Source organism: Acidobacteriota bacterium (assembly GCA_018268895.1).
In the GTDB taxonomy this organism is placed as follows: Bacteria; Acidobacteriota; Terriglobia; order Terriglobales; family Acidobacteriaceae; genus Edaphobacter.
The window spans coordinates 988,198-1,011,569 of sequence record JAFDVP010000007.1 but is presented as its reverse complement, the minus strand read 5'-3'; the positions used below and the strand labels follow the sequence as shown (position 1 = coordinate 1,011,569).

General features: G+C 57.5%; 15 protein-coding genes and 1 tRNA gene. 8 read left to right on the top strand and 8 right to left on the bottom strand.

Annotated elements, in window-relative coordinates; translation table 11 throughout:
* Positions 1 to 250 precede the first annotated feature (250 nt).
* Positions 251 to 1,255 carry a LacI family DNA-binding transcriptional regulator gene (locus tag JSS95_11885; GenBank protein MBS1800512.1) on the bottom strand — a complete coding sequence of 335 codons (1,005 nt, stop codon included), beginning with the start codon at positions 1,253 to 1,255 and terminating at the stop codon, positions 251 to 253.
* A 35-nt stretch (positions 1,256 to 1,290) separates the two neighbouring features.
* On the bottom strand, positions 1,291 to 2,877 hold the full coding sequence (locus tag JSS95_11880; GenBank protein MBS1800511.1) for a glycoside hydrolase family 27 protein: 1,587 nt from the start codon (positions 2,875 to 2,877) through the stop codon (positions 1,291 to 1,293).
* 291 nt (positions 2,878 to 3,168) lie between these two features.
* On the opposite strand from JSS95_11880, the gene JSS95_11875 reads away from it, so the two are divergent.
* From JSS95_11875 to JSS95_11865, 3 genes are all read left to right on the top strand, one after another.
* Entirely contained in the window at positions 3,169 to 6,852 is a 3,684-nt protein-coding gene (locus JSS95_11875; protein ID MBS1800510.1) for a carboxypeptidase regulatory-like domain-containing protein, read from the top strand.
* 65 nt (positions 6,853 to 6,917) lie between these two features.
* Positions 6,918 to 8,072, top strand: a complete 1,155-nt coding sequence (locus JSS95_11870; GenBank protein MBS1800509.1) for a hypothetical protein — start codon at positions 6,918 to 6,920, stop codon at positions 8,070 to 8,072.
* The gene (locus JSS95_11865; protein ID MBS1800508.1) at positions 8,069 to 9,316 is read left to right on the top strand and encodes a hypothetical protein; all 1,248 of its coding nucleotides are present in this window, start codon (positions 8,069 to 8,071) and stop codon (positions 9,314 to 9,316) included. Before JSS95_11870 ends, JSS95_11865 begins: the two co-directional genes overlap by 4 nt.
* Before the next feature lie 38 nt (positions 9,317 to 9,354).
* On the opposite strand, the gene JSS95_11860 is transcribed toward JSS95_11865, so the two are convergent.
* Positions 9,355 to 10,392, bottom strand: a complete 1,038-nt coding sequence (locus JSS95_11860; protein ID MBS1800507.1) for a DUF1338 domain-containing protein — start codon at positions 10,390 to 10,392, stop codon at positions 9,355 to 9,357.
* 175 nt (positions 10,393 to 10,567) lie between these two features.
* Between JSS95_11860 and JSS95_11855 the strand changes: the two genes are divergently transcribed.
* Together JSS95_11855 and JSS95_11850 are read left to right on the top strand one after the other, a co-directional pair.
* The gene (locus JSS95_11855) at positions 10,568 to 11,500 is read left to right on the top strand and encodes a LysR family transcriptional regulator (protein ID MBS1800506.1); all 933 of its coding nucleotides are present in this window, start codon (positions 10,568 to 10,570) and stop codon (positions 11,498 to 11,500) included.
* A gap of 133 nt (positions 11,501 to 11,633) precedes the next feature.
* A complete protein-coding gene (locus JSS95_11850) occupies positions 11,634 to 15,452 on the top strand; it encodes a TonB-dependent receptor (GenBank protein ID MBS1800505.1) in 3,819 nt (1,272 codons plus the stop codon).
* 445 nt (positions 15,453 to 15,897) lie between these two features.
* Here JSS95_11850 and JSS95_11845 read toward each other — a convergent pair.
* Positions 15,898 to 15,973, bottom strand: a tRNA-Ala gene (locus JSS95_11845).
* Between the two features lie 252 nt (positions 15,974 to 16,225).
* Here JSS95_11845 and JSS95_11840 point away from each other — a divergent pair.
* The 3 genes from JSS95_11840 to JSS95_11830 all read left to right on the top strand — a co-directional run bounded on the left by JSS95_11840 (position 16,226) and on the right by JSS95_11830 (position 18,843).
* Positions 16,226 to 17,236 carry an acyltransferase gene (locus JSS95_11840; protein MBS1800504.1) on the top strand — a complete coding sequence of 337 codons (1,011 nt, stop codon included), beginning with the start codon at positions 16,226 to 16,228 and terminating at the stop codon, positions 17,234 to 17,236.
* 207 nt (positions 17,237 to 17,443) lie between these two features.
* Complete coding sequence (locus JSS95_11835) at positions 17,444 to 18,163, top strand: sigma-70 family RNA polymerase sigma factor (GenBank protein MBS1800503.1); 720 nt, start codon at positions 17,444 to 17,446, stop codon at positions 18,161 to 18,163.
* Complete coding sequence (locus tag JSS95_11830) at positions 18,160 to 18,843, top strand: zf-HC2 domain-containing protein (GenBank protein ID MBS1800502.1); 684 nt, start codon at positions 18,160 to 18,162, stop codon at positions 18,841 to 18,843. Before JSS95_11835 ends, JSS95_11830 begins: the two co-directional genes overlap by 4 nt.
* A gap of 107 nt (positions 18,844 to 18,950) precedes the next feature.
* Here JSS95_11830 and JSS95_11825 read toward each other — a convergent pair whose 3' ends face one another.
* From JSS95_11825 to rnc, 4 genes are all read right to left on the bottom strand, one after another.
* Positions 18,951 to 20,663, bottom strand: coding sequence for an AsmA family protein (locus tag JSS95_11825; protein ID MBS1800501.1), 1,713 nt, complete (start codon positions 20,661 to 20,663; stop codon positions 18,951 to 18,953).
* Between the two features lie 53 nt (positions 20,664 to 20,716).
* Positions 20,717 to 21,523 (bottom strand): signal peptidase I, encoded by an 807-nt coding sequence (gene lepB / locus JSS95_11820; GenBank protein ID MBS1800500.1) that lies wholly within the window; start codon positions 21,521 to 21,523, stop codon positions 20,717 to 20,719.
* Between the two features lie 66 nt (positions 21,524 to 21,589).
* Positions 21,590 to 22,432 carry a signal peptidase I gene (lepB, locus tag JSS95_11815; protein ID MBS1800499.1) on the bottom strand — a complete coding sequence of 281 codons (843 nt, stop codon included), beginning with the start codon at positions 22,430 to 22,432 and terminating at the stop codon, positions 21,590 to 21,592.
* The gene (rnc, locus tag JSS95_11810) at positions 22,429 to 23,307 is read right to left on the bottom strand and encodes a ribonuclease III (protein MBS1800498.1); all 879 of its coding nucleotides are present in this window, start codon (positions 23,305 to 23,307) and stop codon (positions 22,429 to 22,431) included. Before rnc ends, lepB (JSS95_11815) begins: the two co-directional genes overlap by 4 nt.
* Positions 23,308 to 23,372: the final 65 nt, after the last annotated feature.

Sequence of the window (23,372 nt, the reverse complement as noted above, 5' to 3'; positions counted from 1 at the left end):
GACGACGAGATATGCAGTCTCGTAGAACACACCATCCACATCCCCAAAGCTCCTGAGATGCTGCTGCCGATACTTGAAGTTGTGCCGTTGCAGCTACTCGCTTATCACGTTGCCGTGAGGAGGGGTTGCGATGTCGATCAGCCCAGGAATCTGGCGAAGAGCGTAACTGTCGAATAAGTAAAGACGATGATTGTTTATTTTGAGAGCAGAGCGCTCCGGTTCTCTGCCTCGCGTTTCGTACGTCTCATGTCTAGCGCTTTGCTGGAGAAGCGGTAGAGCGGCGAACGATCAATTCTGTAGAGATCATGTGATTTGCCGTTCGCGTTCGCGATCCGGGAACCGTGCCGTACAGTGCCATGAAAGCGCGCCGGGCTATCTCCACTCGCGAGACACGAATCGTCGTTAGCGGCGGCTGCATGAATCCGCTCAATTGAATGTCGTCGAATCCGATGAGAGACAGATCAGACGGAACCTGTATGCCCCGCGCATGTGCGGCATTGAGCGCGCCGATCGCAGTCAGATCGTTAGAGCACATCACAGCGGTCGGGGGCGAAGGAAGATCGAGCAGCTCATTCATGGCGGTCTGCCCCCCATCCACTCCGTGATTCCCGGTGTGTATGTACTCGCGTGGGAGTGTGATGTTCCGGCGTTTGAGCGAAGCGACGAACGCGTTTCGGCGCGTCACGGCGGACTTCAAAGTTGGCGGGCCCTGGATCAAGGCGATGCGTTTGTGCCCGAGCTGCAAAAGATGATCGATGGCGAGCGCGATGCCCTGTTCATAATCAATCGTGATGTTGCTGATGTTGCGGCCGACCTTGCCGGTATCGAGGAAAACCATGGGGATGTCGCGGCGGCTGAGCACCTGGACCAGCCTTGGCTCCATCTCCGAGGTCATGATGGCGACGCCATCGACCTTGTGCTCCAGCAAACGTCGCACGCATTGCTCCATGCGCTTCAGGTCGTAGTCTGTATCGACGACAAGCGTCTCGTAGTCATATTCAAGCGCGTGTCTCTCGAAGTGCTTTACCAGGTCCGGGAAGAAGGGGTTGGTGATGTCTGAGATGATGAGGCCATAGGTATTGCTTTTGCCTGAGCTAAGTGCACGGGCATACGTATTGGGAAAGTATCCAAGCTGCTTCGCGGCCTTGTTTACCTTTCGTTCCGTCTGTGGGTCAACCGGAGCCGATCGTGTAAAGACGCGCGATACAGTAGCCGACGAGACCCCGGCCGCCTTCGCTACCTGGCGGATATTCATTCGTTCAGATCCTCCAGTCCCACGTTTCTTTCACCCTACTTTCTTACCCGGAGCAGCACAACCCCGTGGCCCGGGACGGAAGACTCGAAGCGATCACCCTTTACAGCAATGTCCTCATGCTTCCATAGATCGCGCGCGCGCAGTTTCTTTCCCGCAAACGAAGGATCGACGCTGGCCAGGTCGACGGTTTCAGGAGCAGCCTGCTCCCCACGATTGAAGATGCCTACGATGACGGAGCCATCCTTCATCTTTCGAGTAAGAACTTCGAGATTCCCATTTTTTGAGAGTTCGCTTGTCGGGAGCGCCGCGGCATCCTGATCGACAGCAATGACCTCGGCATTCAACAGTATGGATTTTGTCTCGTCCGACATATTGCGCAGATCGTTGCCGGCAATCAGCGGCGCTGAAAGCATGGACCACAGGCTCATGTGCGTTCTGTATTCGTCGGCGCTCATGCCTCCATTGCCGATCTCGAGCATATCGGGGTCGTTCCAGTGGCCGGGCCGGGTATAAGAAGCGATGGCAAGTTGCGAAAAGCCAATCTTGTCCATCGACTCCCAGGTATCGCGTATATCGCCTGTCGTCCTCCACAGGTTGCCCCCGGCTTTGGCGCCCCACTTCCATGGATCGTTTTCGCCATACTGGCAGAGGCTCAATACGATGGGCCGTCCAGTAGCCTGAAGGGCCACCCCCATCTTCTGATAGAGACCGCGGTGGTTCTGCTCAGTGGACGAATAGATGTTCCGTGCGCTGCACAGGTCGTATTTCAGGTAGTCGATGCCCCACGCGGCGTATGTCTTTGCATCCTGCTCCTCGTGGCCGAAGCTGCCTGTATATCCAGCGCAGGTCTTGGGCCCTGGAGAGGAGTAGATTCCCAGCTTGAGGCCTTTGGAGTGAACGTAATCGGCAAGCGCCTTCATGTCGGGAAACTTTGTGTTGGTGAGGATGTTGCCGTCCTTGTCGCGGCCACCTTCCCAGGTATCGTCGATGTTGATGTATACGTAGCCAAGCTTATTCATGCCACTGCTGACCATGGCGTCGGCCATCTCGCGAACATCTTTGTCAGTGATCTTGCCCGCGAATTTGTTCCAACTGTTCCACCCCATCGGCGGCGTGCGGACCATGCCGTTATCGGGAACATCGATGAGGGCGGGGAGCGGTAAAGGCGCAGGAGGCATGGCTGCTTCCCTTGTCGTGCGTTCCGCGTCGCCAGTCATCACCTGTCCACGGAAGCCGTGCGAGGTGAGCGTAATTCTGCCATCATGCAAGGTGCCGTCATAAACAACCGGGCGGCGTGCGAAGCCGCCAGCCGGAGTACCTGCCGGAGCCGGCGGCGGCACGGTCGCGATGTGCACAGCGTCGCCTTTGATGCTTCCTTCCATCGGAATTCCGTTCGAGTCGCGACCAAACCATTTGCCGGTCAGCGCCTCCCCCTTCTGCTCCAACTGGAAAAATGTTTCACGATAGGTTCCATCTCCATTGGGTACACGCAGGTTCCAGTAGCCGGTCAGGTCGCTTTGTGCAAATGCGGGCAGGCCGAACGCGATGAGTGCAAGGACAGACAACCGCAATACGACCGGCCGACCGAAAACCAGCTTTTTGCAGATAGGCGAAATCCGCATATTCAATCGTTCTCCTTTATAAGCACAATGCCCGCTTTTGACGGGAAGGGCGTGCGAGACAATGTAACCGAATTCATGAAATTCATGCAACAACTATTTCAAAACCGTCAGCCTGCTGTCCGCATCACCCAAAAGAATAAATAAATAATTGACATATTCCAAGGAATCGCTCTAGTATTTCTCGGCACTCAAGAAGTTTGATTTTCATGAAACCGATTTCGAGATGAGAAGCAAACTGTTGTCCTTTTCCGAGAGTTTACAGTTAAACGCCGCATAACTGGAGCTCGACTCATGTCAAAGGCATTTTGCCCGACGGGACGCAATACCGCTCAGCGGTACATCACACTATTCCTCGCAATTGTCTTGTGCGCCATCACAGCCTCTGCGCAGCAAGACCAGGGCACCATCACTGGCACGATCGCCGATCAGACAGGCGCCGTAGTTCCAAACGCTACCGTCACAATCCGCGAGATCAATACGGGATTTGCGCTCGACAGGAAGACCGATGCTGGGGGCACCTACACCGTATCGCCGCTTAAGATCGGCACCTATCAGGTCAAGGCGACCGCAGCGGGCTTTCAGACAGCCGTTGCCAATAATCTGCACCTGCACGCGCAGGAAAGGCTCGGCGTCAACCTTGAGCTACAGATCGGCACCAGCGAAACGGTAACGGTCACCAGCGAAGGCGCAACGATGCAGACCGAAGAAGCATCGACCGGCCAGGTTGTTTCCGCCAAAACGATCAACGACACTCCGCTCAATGGACGCAACTACCTCTACATTGCGCAGCTCACGGCGGGCGTCCTTCCGCCGACTCAGGGATCACGAGGAGAGGCGCGCGGCGACTTCTCCGCCAACGGCCAGCGGCCGGAGCAAAACAACTTCATCCTCGACGGCGTGGACAACAATGTCAATCTCGCCGACTTCCTCAACAATGCAAGCTACGTGATCAAGCCGCCGCCCGATGCGCTGCAGGAGTTCAGCGTGCAGACCTCCGACTATAGCGCCGAGCTCGGCCACAACGCCGGCGGCGTCGTCAATGCTTCCATCCGATCCGGCACCAACCAGATTCACGGCAGTCTGTGGGAGTACTTCCGCAACGACATCTTCAACAACCGCGACTACTTTCAGGCCACCAAACCTCCCTATCGTCAGAACCAGTTTGGCGCTACTCTCGGCGTTCCCCTCATCAAGAACAAGCTCTTCATCTTCGGCGATGTTGAGGCCAGCCGCATCATCTTCTACCAGACTGGTTCCTATAACGTGCCCACACTTCGTGAACGTCAAAGCGGCTATACCGACTACTCTGACCTGCTGGTAACGGGTGCGGCAGGCAATGGCAGGAACACACCGGCGTATCTCTTTCAGCCTGGCGGCCCTTCCACGCGCGATGCCTCAGGCAACGGGACCAATAACTTTCTCGCCTGCAACGGCGTGAAAAATACCCTCTGCTCAAGTCAGGTAACACCGACTTCAAAGGCAATCCTCAATCTGTTTCCGCTGCCGAACACCGGTGCATCCACGCAGTCTACGAGCAACTACTACTTTCAGCAGAAGGTCGCGGACAACACGACGCAGTACGACGTTCGCATGGACTGGAACATCAGCCAGAACGACCAGACCTTCGCTCGCTACAGCTATTCGCAGGAGCCGCGGCTTTACCAGGCTCCTCTAGGACCGATCCTCGATGGCGGGGCCTTTGGGGCCTCGGGCAACATCGAGACCGAGGGCCGCAACTTTACCTTCAGCGAGACGCACATCTTTACTCCGAAGCTCACCAACGAGATTCGCTTCGGCTACAACTGGATCCACGCGGCTTACCTGCAGGAGAACATCGGTACGAATGTTTCCGAGAGCCTTGGCTTGAACGGTATTCCCTTCGGCCCGCTAAACGGCGGTCTTGTTGGGCTCAGCATCACTGGCCTCTCCCGCGCGGGCTCGCCGTCATTCTTCCCTTCGAGCGAGTACGAGAACGTTGTGCAGTTGCTCGACAACGTGACGATGGTGCGAGGGAAGCACTCCATCAAGATCGGCGTCAATCTGCAGCGCATCCGCCCCACAACGTTACAGCCGACGAATCCCAAAGGCGCCTACACCTTCAGCGGCCGCTTTACGCAGGACCCCAACAACACGGGAACCACCGGCTCCGGTATTGCCGATTTTGCGCAGGAGCAGCTCGCCTCGTCCTCGATCAACAACATCTTCACAACGAATGACCAGCGGTGGTACGACGCGGCGTTCATCCAGGACGATTGGAAGATCACGCCCCGGCTCACGGTCAACCTTGGCCTGCGCTGGGAGTTTGCTCAACCATTGACCGAGATTCATGGCTATCAGGCCAATCTCGTTCCGTCCTTCAATTCCGGTGTTGGAGGAGCCACCTCCAACACCGCAGCCTCGGGAACCTACCTGATTCCGAAGAAGGCGCAAAACATAACCCTTCCTCCTGCGCTCATCAATGCGCTCGCCTCCAACAACATCACGCTTCAGTACAGCGACAACAACGCTCTGATTAATTCCGTATACAGCAACTTCGCGCCACGTTTCGGCTTTGCCTTCTCTCCCACCGACCGTCTCGTGATTCGCAGCGGCTTCGGCATCTTTTATGGCGGACTTGAGAACCTGGGCTATGGGTTGAACCTGGGCGGAAGCTCTCCCTTCTCCACAACCTCGAGCTCGATCGCTGCGGTCGCGTCCTGCAAGCCAGGGACCTGCTACGGACCAACCTACGGCGGTCTCAACCAGACCATTACCAGCTATCAACCCACCACGCTCCAGCCCGGCACGGGCACCTCGGTTGGCTTTAGCGCCGGAATTACAAACGGGCAACTCAATCCGCTCTTCATCGCTGCTCCTGGGTTGAAGTCCTACGACGTTCGCAACCAAACGCCTTACACCATGGGCTACAACCTCGCCTTTGAGTATCAGGTCAGTAAGACCTCCTCGGCTACGATCTCGTACGTCGGTAACGTCGATCGCCATCTTGGCCTCAACGCCGGGCTCAACAGCTATGCGGGTCTGCTTCCCGCTGGCACTTCGTACACCAAATATCTCCCGTTCCCATCCTTCGGTTCGGGAGGTAGTTATGTCGTCTTCTCGGGAATGTCGAACTACAACTCCTTACAGGCTAAGTTCGAGAAGCATGCCACGCAGAACCTCTCCTTCCTTGCCACGTATACCTACTCGCACGCTCTCGACAATGCGCGTCCTCCGCTCGGTGGAACAGGTCAGTCGAGCTATCGCCTCGTTCGATATCTCGGCGCGGGATTCGACTACGGAAGCGACCTTCAGGACATTCGGCAGCGCGCGACACTCAACGGGCAGTACACCTTGCCATTCGGTAAGGGACAGGCACACCTCAACGGCGGCGGCTTCTCAGACATCGTCGCCGGAGGATGGGCGGCTGCTCTGACCTTCCGCGTGCAGACCGGACAGCCCGTCGATCTGGCTGCGAACAACACGCTCGGCAACGGCAACGCCTATCCGTTAAAAGTGGCGGAGATGGGTCCATTCAGCACTGGCGGAACCGCTGTCGCAAACCCTTGTGCCACCGCGACGCGCACGGTTGCACACTGGTTCAACCCCTGCGCCTTCGTCAATCCTCCCAACGTGCCTGCCGCCTGTAGCGCCACGGTGACGACAAACTGCATTCCTCTCGGCTCTCCCGTCCCCGCGATCTACTATGGCGCCCAGGGAACGACGCAGGTCCCGGGGCCTGGCTATAACCGCGTCGATATGTCGTTGTTCAAAAACTTCACCCTCTATCGCGAATCGCGGCTGCAGTTCCGCATCGATGGCTTCAACATCATGAACACACCGGCCTATGGGCAACCGGCTACCAACGTTGGCGGCGGCGGCGGCAACGTCAACGGCTCTACCGAGACCGGAACCTTCGGCCAGATCACTCACCTGCGCTTCAACGGAATCCAGCCAGACTCCCGGCTCTTCCAGTTTTCGTTGAAGTTTATCTACTGATCGCATACCCTGCGGAAGCACCTGTCAGAGGACAGGTGCTTCCGTCATCTCAGGAGAAGTATCCTGTGATCACCGCACAAAGCCTCAGCGTAAGCCGGCGCGACTTCCTTCGCGAAGCCATCGGCCTCGGCGCATCGGCTTCGTTCTTCGGAGCCTCTTCTTCTCGCGCCTTCGCCTCGGGAACGCGCGGCAGTTCGCGTAAGGTGATCATCGTTACCTTCGGTGGAGGAGCGCGCGATGATGAGACCTTCTCGGTTCACGGCCATCGCAATATACCGTGCCTTCTAAACCAACTCGCGCCGCAGAGCACCTTCTTTACTCAGGTGGTCAATCGCGGAATCCTTGGTCACTATGTTGCCACGGCAAGCATTGCCACCGGCGCCTACGAGACCTTCGACAACTTTATTACGCAAAGGCCTGCAAACCCTACGCTGTTTGAATACTTCCGCTCTGGTTTGCATCGCCCTCTCGAAGACGCATGGGTCGTCGCGCCCAGCCGTAACTTCACGCAGATGAGCGCGAGTGACCACCGCCGCTTCGGCCCTGACTACGGCGCGCAGCTCGTCATGCCGAAGCAGCTTCTAGCCGTCGCGCTCGGCGAACGATTCGACGCTTCCTCTTCCGGATATCTCGATCTGCTCCGCGACAACTATGAGGATGCCGCAGGCGCCGCAATGGATTCGCGGGACCGCGACGCGGCCGCGCGGCTTATCCATCGCCTTCACCTCGACCCAGCGGACCTCACCCAACGCGCCTCATCGCTCATCAGCCCCGACGAGTTATCCATTTACACGGCACGCCAGGTCATGCAGCAGTTCGCGCCATCGCTCCTTTTTCTCACGCTGCACGACATTGACATTGCACATCTCGGTGCCTTCTCGCTGTATCTTGAGGCGATTCAGCGCACAGACAGGCTCTGCGGCGAGTTGTGGCAGACAGTTCAATCCTTGCCTGAATACAAAGATCGCACCACGCTCTTCATCCTGCCCGACTTCGGCCGCGACGGCGATGGAGAGCCGGGAGGCAACGGCTTTCAACATCACCGCACTGGAAGCGCACTTGCAAGAACCACGTGGATGATGGCTCTCGGGCCTGCGGTGCGTCAGGGGGTAGCCGTGCAACGTCCAGTGGATTCGCTCGATCTCGTTCCAACAGTCGGCCACATTCTCGGCTTCGACACGCCATTCGCCCATGGGCGCCCCATCGTGGAACTCGCATGAGAGCCGTTGAGCTTACATTACGGAGCTTCGACGCGTACCCCCCACTGGGGCGTCGGCTGGCTATTGATCATACCGAGCTTCTGCGTCGCTGCCCCATGGCGCTGCGGCCGTCACTGCTCGCTGAGCTTTCAACATTTGACTGGCAGTTTCCCGCTCAGCAAATGGAGGTTGAATCCCGGCTGCGTGTACTCGAAGCCGAACCTTCACTGCCCGATCTCTTCAGCGCGATCAATGTTCCTTTGTCCGTCGGCCCTGGTATTAACTGGGTTAACCACCCACACCTCTACCTTGAAAGTCTCACGGCATACCTATGGTCGAGCCATCAGATGGACCGCTTCCGAGAGATCTCGTCGCGCTTCGTTCAGCAGCTCGCGGCAAAGATTCCCCCAACGACGCTTTCTACACATCGCCTTGTCATGGTTGTCATAGGCCGCGACGCACAGCCTTCGCCCTACCCTCTCTTTGAACGGCTCAGGCCGCATGGCCAGATATTTACAAACCTTCAGCGCGAGAGAACCGGCGAGGTCCTCCTGGACGCGCTTCGCAAGCGTGCTGGCGAAACAGCAGCTCCTTATTCCCACTGGTATTTGGATGGCGGCGCTCCTCTCAAGCTCATTGCGGACGAAGCTGCACCGATTGCATCTCTAAGCTATCCGGGCATCGCGCCAATCAATCGCAAAATTCTCTCGTCGATGCAACAGGCCTTCGGGCAGGGCCGCGGGCCCGAGGTCCTTCGCAGCCACCTCTCATCACTCTCACCCCAGGCACTTGACGCTCCAATGGTCACGCCCGATCCGCGAATGCAACGATTCATCCTGTCAATGTTGACTGAAGCATCTGGGACCCAGTTCTTCAGCACTACGTTTGTCCAATGGACCGGACGCGAAATCCTCAGAAGGGCGCAGCCCCTCACGCTGCTTGCACGGTTCGGACCGCGCCAGCGTCAGGCAACCTTCAATCGAATGGTCGAGCTTGCAAGGCAGGCCAATTCTCCAAGTGATGCGACATCCGACCTCGATGCACAAGGCTCTCTGATCGACGCGGATATGGGTGCCTGGTATCTCTATCTGGAGATGATGCGCCTTCGGTTCTCCGAGAGCTCCCGCTTTTTTGCCTGGTTTGAAGGTCAATCCCAGGGCATCCTCTGTGCGCCTGGAATCGTAACCGGAGGAACTACAACCGACCGGGCCCTTACCCCCGCGGAGTTGTCCCTTGTCCTTGCAGGCACGAAGACAAACACTTAAACCGAAAGGAATATCAAGGGGCTTCGATCTTGCAACGTTTACGATTTCGCCGTTGCAGTCATCTTGAAAATGGCCTGCGCATTGGAACTATCAAAACTCAAATCCAATCGCTTCTCCCCTGATTCTTCCTGTGGCAACGGCAACCGGGTGATGAACTCCAGAAAGGACCCGGGAACCTCTTTCTGCTCGACGCTCCCGCCTGGCATATGGAACGTTCTCAAAACGCGCGCGGCATGAAATGCAGTCTGGCGTACTCTGCCGGACTGCGATGTCTCGACAGCCGCTTTCATCGGCTGTCCAAGCGTCTTCTGTTCGGCTGCCAGTCGATCTACATCCACCACACGATCGGTGACGTGGTTGAATGCGTTGCCCTCAGTTGAAATCCACGCCGCTTCGGAGGACTCTGCCAGCAACAGTTCATAGTCCGCCAACGCAACTTCCTTATGCTGGCGGCCAAAGCAGGAGACGAGAACCGGCAGCAGAACTACGGCGTCATCCAGCTCCAACGATTGCGTAGCTTCCAGCTCTCCCAACAGGTCGAGCGCGCTACGCGACAATGGATCTGTTGACGTCATCGCGACGCGGCCCATCGCCGCCTGAAATTCCGCGGAGAACCGCTCTGGATGAAGCTCGCTGATGAAGAACTGCGCAATCCCTTCCGGAAAATCAATCTGAGCATAGGAGCGTCCCGTCATCCGCAATCGCTCCAGCGGGTACACTCCGTTGAGCGCATAACCAAGCGGACGCAAGAGCCGTGTAATCGCCTCTTCCCCGGCAGGCAGATTCCCCATGCCCGCCAAGGCAACCGTGCGAACCGCTCCATGGTCGTGCATGATGGTTTTTCCGTGAGACAGGCAATGTTCGACGTAGTCTCTCGCTGCGGGCACGCGCTCTATCAAGTCTTCAAAGAGGAGCATATTGAGGGCCTGTGCCAGAACCGCTCTCGATATTCGCCGCCCGCCATCCCCACGCAGAGCGGGGCTGACAACGAGAACTTCGAATAATTGATCTGTCCGCGCCGCCCCAATCAACTTGTCGAGAGCCGTTCGCAAAGCCCCACCAGTTACAGATGCCATCATCCCTCTCCATTCGTTAGGCTCAGCCGCTCGTGCCGGTAGATTCCACGAGGGGCGACCCTCGAATCTATCGAGCCTTTCGCAATCCTTTATCTCTTCGTTGGGCCTCAAAGTAAAATGCTATGCTTGCAGCACTTCATGAAACTTAAGCATCGTTCGCCTGAAGGAGACGTTCATGACCGCACTTCCTTCGATTGCCTGCCTGCAATCTTTTGAGAGCGTTGCCCGACATGGGAGCGTCTCTCGCGCATCCGTCGAGTTGAACCTGACGCAAAGCGCCGTGAGCCGGCAAATTCACCAGATCGAGGAGATGTTGGACGTCGCTCTATTCGAAAGAGTGCGTCAAAGGATGGTCATTACAGACGCAGGCAGGCTTTATCTCAAAGACATCAACAGAGTGCTGGTCGATCTAAAGAGCTCTACCAGCCGGGTCATGGCGTGCGGAGGAAGCGCAAACCTTCTCAATCTTGCCGTGCTGCCCACATTTGGAACGCGATGGTTAGTGCCTCGGCTCTCCGGTTTTCTGCACATGTATCCGGATGTGACGGTAAATTTTTCCGCGCGGTCCGCGCAGTTCGATTTCGAACTTGAGCCTTTTGACGCGGCTATTCACTATGGATCGCCGAGTTGGCCAGGGGCCCTGGCCTACCATCTCATGGATGAAGAGACCGTTCCGGTTTGCAGTCCAAAGTTTGAAGCGGCACAGCGAATCAGGAAGCCCACCGATTTAAACCGTACAGTCCTGTTGCATCAATCAACCCGCACGGAAGCATGGGCGGAGTGGTTCAAAACCATGGGGATTGACAACTCGCATCCGCTTCGGGGGCCGCGCTTTGAGCAATTCGGCATGATCGCACAAGCGGCTGTTTGCGGGATCGGCGTAGCGCTTTTACCCAAAATTCTCATCGAAGATGAGCTTGTCTCGGGCCGGCTCTCTCCCTTGTTTGCTCAGCCCGTCCGGAGCGCAAACTCGTACTATGCGGTCGTGCCTGAAGCCAAGACAACTGCTCCCCTGATTGCCGCATTCATCCAGTGGCTTATCCATGAGGCAAAGACGGCCGATCAAGTGTTCATGAAAAAAACTCATAAACAATTTAAAAAATACTGATACCGGAATCAGCGATTCAGTGATATTTTGTTGGTCGACCGTAAGCGGTAACTTTCAAAGAAATCTGCATCGGAGCGTCGGCTTTACGCCGGCCCCTGAATTCCATGTTTGCGAAAGAAAGGTTGGATTCGACATGCCTTTGAAGCACACTGTACGCATATCCCTTGTCTGTCTGCTTTTTCTCTGCTCCTCTTTTGTCAGGGGGCAGGCAACAACTTCCTTAGGAGGCCGCGTAACGGATGCCGCGGGCGCTGTTGTCCCCGGAGCTTCGGTCAGGCTCACGCGTACGACGACGGGCTCCAGCCGGTCAGGCATTACGAACGGCAGTGGCGACTACCAGTTCTCGCAACTCGCTCCCGGACGCTACGAATTGACCATCAGCTCGCAGGGGTTCACCACACAGAAGAAGACCGGTATCGAGCTTCTTGTAAGCCAGCCCGCCACCATCAACGTAGCTCTAAGCGTTGCTACGGTCTCGTCCGATGTAACGGTGAGCGCCGATATTCAGCCGACCTTGAATACAACGGATGCAACGCTAGGCAATGCCTTTTCCCAGGAACAGATTGTAAATTTGCCAAGCGAAGCGAGAAACGTTCCTGACCTGCTGAGTCTGCAACCGGGCGTTACGTTTATGGGCCGCACCGATTCCGATACTGGCACCGCGTCAAACGGCAACACCAGCAGCGACTCACGTAGCGGAACGGTGAACGGAGGGCGTTCGGACCAGTCGAACATCACACTCGATGGCGTCGACGTGAATGACATCAACAACGGCTACGCGTTCACCAGCGTATTGCGCGTGTCGCAGGACGCCGTCGGCGAGTTTCGCGTAACGACGAGCAATCCGAATGCACAGGACGGCCGCTCATCCGGAGCCCAGGTTGCGCTTGTCACTCGGAGTGGAACCAACAACTTTCATGGCGCAGTCTATGCGTATAACCGGAACAACCTGTTTCACGCAAACGACTTCTTCAACAAACAAACACAACTGGCCAATGGTCAGCCAAACGTTCCGCTAAAGCTCATTCGCAATGTGTTTGGCGCATCCGTCGGTGGGCCAATCAAAAAACAAAACGCATTCTTCTTCCTCAACTATGAGGGACGGCGCGACACCCAGGGCTTTACTTCGAAGGGCACGACAGTTCCAACGCCTAGTTATCGCGCCGGTGAATTGAAGTATTGCACCGTAAATTCAAACTGCCCTCCAGCGGGTATTTACACTCTGACTCCAGCAGTTTTAAAGGCTATGGATCCCCAAGGAATCGGGGTTAACTCTGCTGTTTTGGCGTTACTGAATACATATCCTTTGCCGAATGACAAAACTGTAGGTGACGGACTTAACAATCAGGGATACAGCTTTTCCTACGTCACCAAGCGCAGCTACAACGGCTATACTGGACGGCTCGACTGGGACGTTCGAGGCAACGGGAAACACATGCTCTTCTGGCGAGGAAATCTGCAGAACGACCACGAACCCGGTGGCCCGAAATTTCCAGGACAACCAGGACAAAATACGTTGCTAACCAATAGCAAAGGGTTCGCCGCAGGCTATACGGAGCTGCTCAGCAGCAATCTGGTCAACAATCTCGTGTTCGGCCTTACACGTCAGGGCTTCAGTAATAAAGGGCTGTTGTCCGGGCCCTATGTCACGCTACAGAGCATCACGTCGTTGATTCCGACAACCTCGTCCAACTCAACGATCGCGCCAGTCTATAACCTGGCTGACAATCTCAGTTGGACGAAGCATAACCACAACCTGGCGTTCGGCACCAATATCAGGTTTATTGAGACACGCACGTCCAGCAACTCACTTTCCTATTCCAACGCAACCGGAACCTACCAGTATCTGAACCCGCAAGCAATCGCTGGCGGTGGCGGCTCATTTGACCCGGGAGCCTATGGGACTCTGTATCCTGCGGTTCCCAGTAAATATAGGGGAAACTATAACGGCAGCCTGATGGGTATCGTCGGCATCATCAACGTTGGAAATGTTACCTACAACACCACAAAAGATGGCTCCACACTGCCAGTCGGCGCTCCCGTCGCGCGAGATTACCGCTGGAACGAATACGAGTTTTTCGCGCAGGACAGTTGGAAGGTACTCAGCAACCTGACTCTCACCTATGGCCTGAGGTACTCCTACCTCCAGGCCCCGGCTGAGACGACAGGGACGCAGGTTGGCATTTGCCAGGTCGTCGGCAGCACATGTGGATCGGGTAACTTCTCGCTGACACAGTTTGTCAATCAGAGTGCTCAGTTGGCTGGTTCCGGCAAAGCGGCCAGTGGTGCAGGAGAGCTGGGGTTTCCGCTGAACGGACGCTACAACGGCAAGCCCGATTACTGGACACCCGAAAAGACAAACATCAGCCCACGCTTTGCGCTGGCATTCTCGCCTAACCCGGACTCCGGGTTCTTGAACAAGCTGCTTGGCAATGGTAAGAGCAGTATCCGGGCAGGCTACTCTCTCGTGTTCGATCACTTCGGCGCCGCCATCGTCGATAACTTCGTCAACGAGGGATCGTTCGGTCTTGCGACCACCCTTCAGACCAGCGCCGGCGCATTGAAGATCGGGAATGCACCTCGTTTCACCGGCGTCAACAATGTTCCGCAAAGCCTGCTTCCTCCTCCTCCGAAGATAGGTTTCCCCGGCATCCCGGTGCAAAGCGGCCCAACGAGCGGAGCCATCTACTGGTCTCAGGACTCGGCGATTAAGACGCCGTACTCACATGTTGTCGATTTCTCCGTCTCGCGCGAGATTCGCAATGGGTCTTCGCTTGAATTGATCTACGTCGGACGCTTCGCGCATCGTCTGCTTGAGCAGCAGGACGTAGCCATGCCCACAAACCTCTCCGTTGGAGGGACAAGCTATTTTGCCGCGGCGGCGCAGATGTCCAAGATGGCCCGCGCCAATGGCGGCAATGGCGTCGATGTCTCCACTGTCCAGCCTATCGGCTATTGGGAGCAGTTGTTCGGCGCACTTGGCGGGCAGGATATCGGGTTCGGGCCTGGCTTCACGGCAACGCAGAATATCTATCAGCTCTACCAGCAGAATCTATATAACGAAGCCAATGCGCTGTATGCCCTGGATATGCCGGACGCAGCGACAGGCGCCGGAATCAATCCCAACGGCACCTACCCCTCCAACCGCTACTATCATGACCAGTTCTCCGCGCTCTATGCCTGGAGATCGATCGGCAATTCAAACTACAACGCGCTCCAGGTGGTCTATCGCCAGCGATTTGGTCTGGGCCTGCAGGCCGACTTCAACTACACCTACTCGAAGTCGCTGGATGCAACCTCCCAGGCTGAAAGGCTTGGCTCCTCAGGCTCGACCAATAGCGCTCAGATCATCAACACCTGGGCCCCGGATCAGCTCTACGGCCCCTCGGACTTCGACCTGCGCCACCAGATCAACACAAACTATATCTGGAAGCTGCCCTTCGGCCGCGGTCAGAAGTTCGGTTCGTCCATCTCAAGGTTCGCAGATCTGCTGATAGGTGGATGGCAAACCACGGGCATCGTTCGCTGGACCAGCGGCTTTCCCTTTCAAGTCAATAATGGAAGCAACTACCCGACAAACTACGACATCCAGGGCTTTGCAACGCAGATCGGCAAAATCCCCAGTGGACGCGGAAAGTTGCAACAACGCTTTGCCGATCCTGCCGCCGTTCTTGCGGCATTCGACTTCGCGCTCCCCGGAGAATCGGGAACCAGAAATCCGCTCCGAGGGGACGGCTACTTCGAGGAGGATGCAGGATTGGAAAAAGCATTCTCCGTGAACGAGCATATGAAGGTCAAAGCTGGAATCGAATTGTTCAATGTCACCAATAGCGTGCGGTTTGATGCAAAATCGATCTCCGCTCGCATCGATAGTACAAATAGCTTCGGCAATGCAACGAGCTTGTTGACCAACCCCCGGCTTGCGCAGTTCCACGCACGAGTCGAATTCTAGATCGCATAAGTGGAACTTCTATTGCGCCCAACCTGTCGCAGGCAGGTATCGGTGCCGCAGCCAGAACAATTCCTCTTGATGTGTGAAGCGCCCTCATTGGTTGTGAGGGCGCTTCACACATTAAATCGCAAATTCAGGCGAACCCAGGGAGCGCTTCCTTCATGCCGGGAATCCTGCGCGGCCAATAGTTATGGTGGTTTTCATATTGGTGTTCGCGCCACCATGTTCGGTCTGTACCTGCGCGGCCCAAGCTCCTTAGCCAGCCTGCGCGTCATACACACCCACACCGACGCGCCCTTCGTTGAAGCCATAGGCAATGCTTCCGGGGCCACCGCCGCCAGGCCCGCCTGCGATGACATAATCCGGGCGATGAAGACTTACACGGATGAACCGGATACAACGTATCGCGCGTCTTTAGAAACTTCCGCTAAATTGTTGGATTGATTGGTGGACCTGATCGGGATCGAACCGATGACCTCTTCCATGCCATGGAAGCGCGCTCCCAGCTGCGCCACAGGCCCACATGCTGGTTGGGACAACTCTCTAATTGTCTCTGCTCAAGACTTATTCGTCAACTGTGAGGAGTCTAAAAGAAACTTGACTATGTTACGCTGACTCAACTCTTTCCCATGTAGAACCTCCTGCTTTGTGTTACGTGTGAATGTTGTTGTTGCTTTGGGCACTTCTTAGAACGTTCTGTAAGACGGTGATTGAGAACAATGACGCTGCAAACCGCCCGTGCCGAATCCTATTGGGAACAAATCAGCGGGAAGATGCCTCATTTTCCCGCCCTCGATGGATGGCGCGGAATTAGTATTTTGCTCGTTTTAGCCGGACACATGTTCCCCCTCGGTCCGAAACGGTTCGAGATGAACGCTGCCATCGCAGGTTCAGGAATGGCAATCTTCTTTACCTTGTCCGGGTTTCTTATCACCTCAACCTTGCTCTTTGATCCAAACGTGCCGAAGTTCCTTGTTCGCCGTTTTTGCCGTATTTTGCCTTTGATCTGGCTGTATACCCTCATCGTATTTCCTCTGATTAAAGCGCCGTTTGCCATGTATTGTGCGCAATTGCTCTTTTACGCAAATATTCCTCCATTCTGGCTTGGCCATTTCAATGGGCACCTGTGGAGTGTCTGCGTCGAAATGCAGTTTTATGTGGCGGTGGCACTCAATTGTCTTCTGCTCTCGCGTCGCGGCCTGCTCGGTTTGCCCCTTCTGTGTCTTGCGGTCACCATGTTTCGCATCGTCCATCATGAACCCATGTCGATCGTTACCTGGTTTCGTGTCGACGAGATTCTTGCAGGAGCCACCCTGGCTCTCTTCATGCACCTTCCAGGCAGCGAAAGACTGCGGCGTCTTCTTCTTCCACTGAACCCTTACGTGATGATCGTTCTCCTGGTGGTTGCCAGTCATGATCGTTTCACTTGGCTCCAATACGCACGACCCTATATTGCAGCTTCGCTGGTTGGCTGTACCCTGGTTCGGCCACACGGCTGGTTTTCCTCGCTGCTTGGCTCCGCACCGCTGCGTTATATGGCGAACATCTCCTACGCCCTCTATGTTCTTCATCCCATTACCATGGCGGGTTGGCTCGGTAGCGGAGGAACACTCGTCCGGTATCTCAAAAGACCACTGTGTCTAGCGCTGTCGTTTCTCTTTGCGCATCTTTCCACCCGGTACTATGAATCCTTTTGGATTCAGTTGGGTAAGAGATGGTCGAATCGATTCGACTCCAGATCAGCCCCTTTGCGGAGCCAGGCATCCGTCGTGCATCCGGATTGAGTTGTTTGCGCTCAGGGCGGACTCTGGCCTTACGTGGGCTCATCCAAATGCAACCCCTCTGGGAACATCCTCGAAGTTGCTGGTGTCTAAGCCTGTAGAGTGAAGCGAGCACTCGGCCTCCGGAGGCGCAGTTCTTCCTGTGCACACTTTGCGGTGCATGTGTTTGCCACACGTTACACAAAAGTCGTAGTGTAGAGGTCACCCGGTATGCAGGCGGGCATGTTCGTGGGAAATCTGGCAAGCGCGATCGGTATCACCACCGAAGAAGCAGCGCTCGTCGCCGACCTCAAGGCTGGCAGCGAGGACGCCTTCGCCATCCTCATCGCGCAATATCATCAGCCGCTCTACTCGCTGATTGCACGCAGCCTTACCGACCCGCATGACGCGGCCGATATCACCCAGGAAGTCTTCATCAAGGTCTTCCGCAGCATCCGCGGTTTTCATGGTGAATCCAGCCTGCGGACCTGGTTGTACCGCATCGCTCTGCACGAGGCTTCCAACCAGCGCCGCTGGTGGTCGCGCCATAAGAAACAGGAGCTTACGATCGACTCTTCGGCCGAGTCGGCAGACCCCGGCGATGACGGCACCCTGATGGCGACCCTCGCCGACTCCGGCGACTCGCCCTTCGATCATGCCGCGCAATCGGAGCTGCGCCATCGCGTGGAAGACGCGCTCCGGCAGGTTCCCGAAGCCTTTCGTACCGTTGTCGTCCTTCGCGAGATAGAAGGTTTTACCTACGAGGAGATCGCAGAGATCCTCAACGTCAATATAGGTACGGTGAAATCGAGACTCACCCGGGGGCGTTCCGCCCTGCGCGCGTTGCTGGTCTCTGAGGCGCCGGCAAAAAATTCCGCTTCTTTCACGGCAACAGCTCCATCCAACCATAGGTCCGGGGTAAAGTTCGATCCGGAGACGGTGACGCGATGACATCTGGCTGCGATAAAGTTCGTTCATCCTTCTCGGCATACCTCGATGGAGCGATCGATGGCAGGCAGATGCAGAAGATCGCGCGTCATCTTGAGGGCTGCGAGAGCTGCCGGAAGGAGTTCAGCGCTCTGCGTCAGATGCAGCGCTCCCTGGCGATGCTCGGTCCGGCAAGGGCGCCGGAAGACATGAGCATGCGCCTGCGTATCGCGATCTCCCACGAGGTTGCAGCGAAGAAGTCCAGTTGGCGCGACACCCTGGCGGTCAAGTGGGACAATGCCTTCCGCCCCCTGCTCGTCCAGGTCTCGGCTGGTTTTGCCAGCTCAATCGCCTTGGTGGGTGGAATCGTGCTTCTCCTCGGCGGTCTGGCAGCTCCTGCGCCAGTGATGGCGAACGACGAGCCTTTGATGGGATCCATGACTGCGCCGCACTATCTTTACTCCGCGGTTGCCCCTCGCCCGATTGTTACCGGCGGCGATTCAGTGATCGTTGTGGAGGCGATGGTCAACGACCAGGGACGGGTCTACGACTACGACATCGTCTCCGGCCCTACGGATACCTCGGTCAAGTCCCAGGTAACCGACCAGCTCATGCTCAGCGTCTTCGAGCCTGCCCGCGTCTTCGGTACGCCGGTTCGCGGAAGAGTCGTGCTGACATTCTCAGGTATCTCGGTTCAGGGATAACGCCCGTTTAGGCTCGCTTCGAGCGCTTTACCGTCACCTTCATTCCTTGTCATCCTGAGCGAAGCCGCGGAGTCGAAGGATCTGCATTTTCTGGCGATCAACCGGGGTCAATGCGACTTTCGCGTCTTCGCCACAGCCGTGGTTTGATGCAGCGAAGAGTCCTGCCATACCCGTGGTGATGGATCTCCCCAGAAATGAGTGGATGTAAGGTCAACTCGAACCGGTGCCGTTTCTGTCGCCGCTTCCACTACAGAATCCAGTCCACCGCCCAGGCACGGCAGCGCCGTTCCCAGTTGTTTCAGGCGCTCGACAGTTGCCGGCCCCGTCAGATGCAAAGCGTATCCGCTGCCATCGAGATGTCCTTCTAAAACCGCTGGATCATGCCCACCCAGGGAGAGTGCCGTCGATGACAAAATAAAGCCTTCCGGAGAGGGGAGAGTCTTCACCGGCCGCCGATGGACCTCGGTATCCGCCGTGTTCGTCTTCGACAATGAGATATCACCTTTAATTAAGGATTCGTTCGATCTGTCAGCCCCCGGCCTTAGCTCCGCATCGTGGACGGTCAGATGACCGAACCATTGGCGATCGGCAGCTTCGTTATAAGAGACGCTCCCTGTCAGGGTGCCCGCTGCCGTTATATCGTCGGCGACGCCCGGTGTGAGGACCCGCAACCAACCAAGAACGGTTGCGGCGGGAACCCCCGAAGTGCCGATCTGGATCTGCGCGTCCTCCAGCCGCCGAATGTTCGGGATCTCTCCCGTCGCCGCGACAGTTGGTACGCCGGAGGAGGCGTTGGGTGGCCACGAGCAGCGCACGTCCTGAAAGCTGTGAAAGACCGAGGTTGCGGTAGCGAAGCACTCGATCTCTGCGGTCAGCGGCTGTTGCGGAACAAAATCGGCCCTGCGCGCGCCGATCAATCGAAGACGCGCAGTGACCGCGCCCTCGCCGATCGTTCCGCGAATGTTCGTCGTGAGCGCCAGGTTCCCGCGCCATCCTGCGTCGTGACTGGCCAGCACACGGCTGGTCTCGCCCAGTGGAGCGTCGCGCCATTGCCCTGTCAGGTTCAGCGGGATGTGCGCCAGCGAGTCTCCCCGCCCCAGCGTCGCCTCCAGCTCTACGATGCCGGCGTTCGAGATGCTGGTGTCCGTTCGCGTGGGGTGTGCGCGCAGCCGCAGTCGCCACTGCTCTGGGTCCGGCGACCACAGCGCAAACTCCGAATCGACCAGCGAGAAGGGCAACTTCTCCTGCTCCATCTTGAAGTTCAGGCGCGCCCCGGTGGCTTCAATGTACGGGAACCGCGGCGCAGATCCTGCCTTCCGCTGCGTGGTTGGAGCGGCGTCAATCCGCGAGGCCTGCATCAGCACCTCTTCGATGTTCCACTTTCCGGCTGAGGTATGCACCAGGTTCACGCTCGGCTCGGTAAAGCTGATCGTCGAGAACTCGACCCGCCTGCGCCACAGCGAAGAGAGCCGCAGCGTCGCGCGCACCGTGTTGGCGCGAATGATCGGTTCGGAGCCGAAGGCCGGGTCTTCGTCGACGACCAGGTTCTCAATCACGAAGCCGGGTAGCGGAAAGACGCTCATCGACACGTTATCCAGGTGTACCGGCCGGCCGAGGCTTCCCCCAATGCTGGTTGCAATCCGCCGACGGAAACGGTTCACGTTGACCAGCGGCGGCAGCATGGCCAGCCCCAGCACAAGAGCGAGCAGAGCGTAGACAATCCAGAAGCGACGCAGATGAGCGGCCATGCGACGCCGCGTGCCTGAGCGGGCAGGGCGAGCGTCGTGGCTTTCGTGGTCTTCGGCGTGAATAGAGTCCATCTGCTGCATCAAAAGTTATCTATTAATTAAGGAGCTGAGGGGCCAGACCTTCTCTATCGCACAATGTGGAACGTCCGCTTCCACCGCGTCTGATCGAAGATGTGGATCAGGATATGCCCCATGAACGAGAGCCTCTCGCCGATGGTCTGCTTGTTGATCTGGTCGGCAGGCGTCTCGAACGACCAGTAGACAAACATCGGCCGGCCCACGATATTTTCACGCGGCACAAATCCCCAGAAGCGCCCATCGAGCGAGTCGGGCCGGTTGTCGCCCATGGCGAAGACCTTGCCCGGAGGGACCACCAGGTCGTCGCCCTGAATATGTGTCGGCATCTCATACTGCCAGCTCGCAGTCACCTGGTACATCGGGTCCGGCGGGATGCTGGGAAAATCATCGCGATACGGCACGTACTCATGTTGCGGGTTGCCGTCTGCGGTTGGCATGGCGGCGTAAGGCTCGTTCTGCGCAACGCCGTTCAGGTACACCACGCCGTTGCGCAGGTGGATGCGGTCGCCCGGGATGCCGATGGCGCGCTTCACCAGGAACAGGTCAGGCTCACCCGGCTTCAGGAAGACGATGATGTCGCCCCGGCGCACGTCCCTGTAATAAGTAAACGGTGCCCACTTTGTAGGGGGAGCCAGCGTGATGCGATCGACCAGCACATGGTCGCCGATCAGCAGCGTCTTCTCCATCGAGGCCGAAGGAATCTCGAAGTTCTGAAAGACGAAGGTCATCACGAAGAGGCCCACGGCAAGCACACTGGCAATGGACGCCAGCGATTCGAGCGGGGTCTCTGCCCTCTCCGCCTCTGCCGGTTTCGTCGCCTCTTCTTCGTTCTGAACCGAATCTATCGTCTTCATCGATACATCTCTCCGCAAGTGCCTCTTGTCAGTGTATCGCCTGAAGCGGCCCGGCCTCCAGATTCCCTACCGGATCACCCGCATCATCCTGTCCCAGCGGGCAAATCCCGACAGCCCGGCGGCCAGCTCGCCGCTATGAGGAAGGACGGCTGTGCTGTCGTCGTCATCCTGGCGAAGCGAGAAATAGATCACCAGCGGACGGCCAACGATGGCGTCCTGTGGAACGAACCCCCAGTACCGGCTGTCCTCGCTGTCGTTCCGGTTGTCCCCCAGCACGAAGTAGTTCCCTGCCGGAACGATCAGTTCGCCGTTGTCGACCAGCTTGCGCATCCGCATCCACCAGCGGGAGTCGATCTCCGGGTCCGCGCTCTCAAGCCGGGGGAAGTTGTCGCGGAAGTTGTCCGGCCCTGAAGGACGGTAGACGGCGTATGGCTCGTCGATGCCGCGGCCATTGATCTGCACATGCCCGTTACGCAGGCGGATGTGGTCCCCCGGCACCCCTACCACCCGCTTCACCAGGTGCATTCCCGGATCAACAGGAAAGTGAAAGACGATGACGTCTCCACGATGGATCGAGGGAGCAGGAAGAAGGAAGTTTGAGCCACCAGGATCGATCTGAACCTGCTTGTCGACCAGCAGGAAGTCCCCGATCATCAGCGTCGGCTCCATCGAACCCGAGGGAATACGGAACGGCTGCACGGTGAAGGTGACGATAAAAACAGCCACAACAATGATCATCGTCAGCGACTGAACCGCCGGCAGGAACCCGTGCCGCTGATATCGAATATGCACCCTGTGATGCGGCGTCTTCAGGGTCTTGTCTTCTGTGGCGAGAGCCGGAGGGGGCGAAGGTACAGATTCCTGCGTCGTCGTTGAAGCCGTAGCAGCCGGGGAGACAGGGCCGCTCATTGCACTGCCTCCATCGTGCTGTGTCCGCCGGAGCCAGTGACCGCCCTCTTCGCCTTACGGGCAATTTTTCCCTGCAACGGCTCCGGCGGGGCCGCAGAGGACTCCTCAGCCAGAAGCCGCTCCACCGCGATGTGCGCCGCCTGTTGCTGCGCCTGCTTCTTGGTCGTGGCCTCGGACTCGCCCAGTGCGCGTGTGCCGCCTTGACCGTCGGGAATCCGTACCTCGACGCGGAAGAGCTTCTTGTGATCGGGGCCGCTCTGAGCCGTCAAAACGTACTGCGGCTGCCCCGCGCCAATCGCCTGCAGATGCTCCTGAAGCGCCGATTTATGGTCGCCGATCGCGCCGCTGAACGTCACTCCCGCGCTCAGCGCGCCATGCAGCTCCGGCAGCGAGGGCTCGACGATGTGGCGTTCGATAAAGTTCCGCGCCGCCTCCAGTCCGCCATCGAGATAGAGCGCCGCAATCACTGCCTCAAGCGCGTTGGCCAGCAGCGCGGGCTTCTGCCGCCCGCCGCTCTGTTCCTCGCCGCGGCCCAGTAGCAGCATCTCCCCAAGCCCGATGCGGGCGGCTACCGCGCCCAGATGCCGGCGGCTTACCAACGAGGCGCGCAGGCGCGTCAGCTCTCCTTCGCGCGAGTGCGGAAAGCGATGAAACAGACCATCGGCGACCGCAAGCCCCAGCACCGCGTCACCTACAAACTCAAGCTGCTCATTGTCCGAGCGCGGATCGGGCAGCGTCTCCGGGCCGGTCTCGTAAGCCAGTGACCGATGCGTCAACGCCCACGTCAGCAGCTCCGGGCGCTTGAACTCGTGGCCGAAGAGGGCCGAAGGCGTCCCGATCGATTCGCGTGTGGACTTCTTTCGCCGCGTCGTCATGCTGGGCCCTCTCGGCAAATACTCTACTACCGGAATGAATGGACGAACCAACCGTCGCATTCGTC